Annotated in this window: 1 protein-coding gene; it reads right to left on the bottom strand. The window is 27.9% G+C overall.

Annotated features, from left to right (window positions below; translation table 11 throughout):
- Positions 1–677: sugar-binding domain-containing protein (locus Q0G30_RS14365; RefSeq protein WP_366014153.1), on the bottom strand; the 677-nt coding region annotated here is incomplete at its 3' end.
- Between the last annotated feature and the right edge of the window lie 848 nt (positions 678–1,525).

Genomic DNA, 1,525 nt, shown 5'->3' with positions numbered 1-1,525 from the left:
TTTTTTATTTCTAAATAAACATCTCTAAATATTCCACTTAATCTCCAGAAGTCTTGATCTTCTAACCAACTTGCATCACACCATCTGTATACTTTTACAGCTACTTTATTTTCACCTTCTACTAAGTATTCAGTTATATCAAATTCTGATGGAGAAAATGAATCCTTACTAAATCCTACTATTTCTCCATTTACATATAGATAAAAGCATGACTCTACACCTTGGAAGTTGATTAATATTTTTTTGTTTAATTGTTCTTTAGTTATATTAAAATATTTTACATAACATCCAGCTTCATTTATTTCAACAGGTGCAAAGGGTGGTTTTATATCTTCTCTGCCTGTCCATGGATATATAAGGTTTGTGTATTGTGGTATTCCATATCCTTTTATCTGCCAGTTTGATGGCACATCTATTTCATCCCATGAATCATTATTATAGTTTATTTTATAAAAACCTTCTGGTATATTTTTTATGTTTTTGCAGAAATTGAATTTCCATTTACCGTTTAAAGATATATATCTTGAAGAGTTTTCTTTTATTCCTTCCATAGCCTGTGATTTTGTTTCATAACTTACAAAATCATTGTGAGGCTTATTCATGTTTAAAGATACTATTTGTGGATTATTATTCCACTCAGGATATCCATTTTGCGGCTTTTCATATTTGAACTTCATAATTTTCTCCTTTTCCCCTATAAAGATATTAATGTGATTTTTTATATAATCACTGTATTTTATCCTGTAAATCCTACAACAAAATATACTGTTTATCGTGGACTTAACTAAATTTACTATACTTTACTAACTTGAAATCGTTTACTTTGAGTGTATTAATAATATTTTTTACCTTATATTTTATCCCTTTTTTTAGTAAATTTATTTTCAAAATTATAGTATCACCACATATATATTTTGTCAATTTTTACATTTGTATTGGCATTAAATTTAAATAATATTATAAACTAACATTTTTACACAAATTAATCTCTTGTGATAATTAAAATATATTTTATTAATAAGTTGGAAATTAAAAAAGGTACACTTTATAGCGTACCTTCTTCTTTATAAATTCTTACCATATCTCATAGGACATACTTTTCTGCATTTATTACATTCAACTGTATCAAAACCTCTTTTAGTCTTGCCATAAGATTGATATAAGTCCTTTTCCTTCTAGCTTATCTTCATCCCAATATTCATATGGATTGTCACAAGGCATAGGAAGTGAAAAGCAGTTGAATTTTTCTTCAATGGTTTTTGCACCATCAAAGGAAATTTTATCAACTATTGAACAGCTTAAATTATTGAAGTGACCATATATAAGTGATGATTTAAGTTTTGTAAGTCCCTTTGGTAGATTAACTCCAAAGGCAATAACAGACTTGCAATCACTGTATATATCTGTTGGTGAAAACCCCTCTAGAACATCCTTAAAACGCTCTACACTTTAAATCCCACAAACACTTGCTCCTAAATCAGTTAATATATTTTTGATTTTTTCCTTCATGCTATCCCCCCTATAG

Source organism: uncultured Clostridium sp. (assembly GCF_934754925.1).
Lineage (GTDB): Bacteria > Bacillota > Clostridia > Clostridiales > Clostridiaceae > Clostridium.
Note: the sequence above shows the minus strand (reverse complement) of the source record. Positions and strands in the feature narration are given on the sequence as shown.